The sequence below is a fragment of the Actinophytocola sp. genome (assembly GCF_035942955.1).
Lineage (GTDB): Bacteria > Actinomycetota > Actinomycetes > Mycobacteriales > Pseudonocardiaceae > DASYTH01.
In genome coordinates, this window is record NZ_DASZCQ010000019.1 from 1 (window position 1) to 1,502 (window position 1,502).

1 protein-coding gene is annotated in these 1,502 nt (G+C 75.6%); it reads left to right on the top strand.

From position 1 onward, the window contains the following. Nucleotides 1–1,400 (top strand): HD domain-containing protein (locus tag VGX25_RS01540; protein WP_326915680.1); only part of this gene is annotated, 1,400 nt, incomplete at its 5' end. Between the last annotated feature and the right edge of the window lie 102 nt (nucleotides 1,401–1,502).

The window sequence follows — 1,502 nt, forward strand, 5'->3', positions numbered from 1 at the left end:
GCTCCGAGGTGGCCCTGGCCCGCGACGCCGAGCCCGGCCGGGATCCCGGCCTGCTGCTGCGGGTCGCCGCCGCGGCCGCCCGGACCGGTAACCCGATCGCCCCCGCCGCGCTGGCCCGGCTCGGCGAGTCGGCGCCGGAGCCCCGCGCGCCGTGGCCGGCCGAGATCCGCCAGTCGCTGATCTCCTTGCTTGGCACCGGCGAGGGGCTCATCGACGTGGTTGAGGCGCTGGACCGCACCGGCCTGTGGGCCCGGCTCTTCCCGGAGTGGGGCGCGATCCGCGACCTCCCGCCGCGCGACGCCGTGCACATCTGGACCGTCGACCGGCACCTCGTCCAGGCCACGGCCAACGCCGGGCGGCTGCTCACCCGGGTGTCCCGGCCGGACCTGCTGCTGCTCGGCGCCGTGCTGCACGACATCGGCAAGGGCCGCGACGCCGACCACTCAATCGTCGGCGCCGCGCTGGCCACCCAGGTCGGCCGGCGCCTCGGTCTGTCCAAATCGGACGTCGAGACGCTGTCCGCGATGGTGCGCCACCACCTGCTGCTGCCGCATACCGCCACCCGGCGCAACATCGAGGACGAGTCGACCGTGCAGCGCGTGGTGGACACACTCGACGGCGACCCGGTGCTGCTCGAGCTGCTGCACGCGCTGGCCGAGGTGGACTCGCTGGCCACCGGCCCCGGAGTGTGGTCGGACTGGAAGGCCAAGCTGATCGGCGACCTGGTGGCCCGGTGCCGCCGGCGGATGGCCGGGGAGCCGCACGAGGGTCCGGCCCCGCTCGACGCCGGCCAGCGCGCGCTCGCCGAAGCCGTTGCGGCGTCAGGCAAACCCGACGTGCTCGTGGACGAGACCGGCCCGCTGGCCAGGATCACCGTGGTGGCCAGGGACCGGCCCGGGCTGCTGTCCAGGGCGGCCGGTGTGCTCGCCCTGCACTCGCTGCAGGTGCACGCCGCCTCGCTGGCCAGCCACGCCGGCGTGGCCGTCGACCTGTTCTCCGTCTCCCCCCGGTTCGGCTCGCTGCCCGACCCGGCGCTGCTGCGCGAGCACTTCGCCAGGGCCATCGCCGGCACACTCCCGCTGGCCGACCGGCTCGCCGCCAAGGAGCGCGACTACGGCGGCCGGGCGGAGGACGCGCCGGAGCCCAAGGTGCTGTGGTTCGACCACGAGGCCGGCGACTCGTCGGCCGTGGTGCTCGAGGTGCGCGCCGCGGACCGGATAGGGCTGCTGCACAGCGTGGCCGACGCGCTCGAGCGGTGCGGCGCCGACGTGCGGTGGGCGCGGGCGGCAACGCTCGGCGGCACCGCGGTGTCCTCGTTCAGCCTGACCGTCGTGGGTCGACACACGCCCGACATGTTCTGGCGCCGCGCCATCGAGCAGGCCGTGCTCGCCGCCTGCTGAGTAGCACTACTCAGCCGCACTCGGTGCGTTCACGCTGCTCCGCGGGCCGGCCGGCCGGCAGTCTTGGTGCGCAGGGGGTCGCCGGGATCGGGCCCGTCGAGG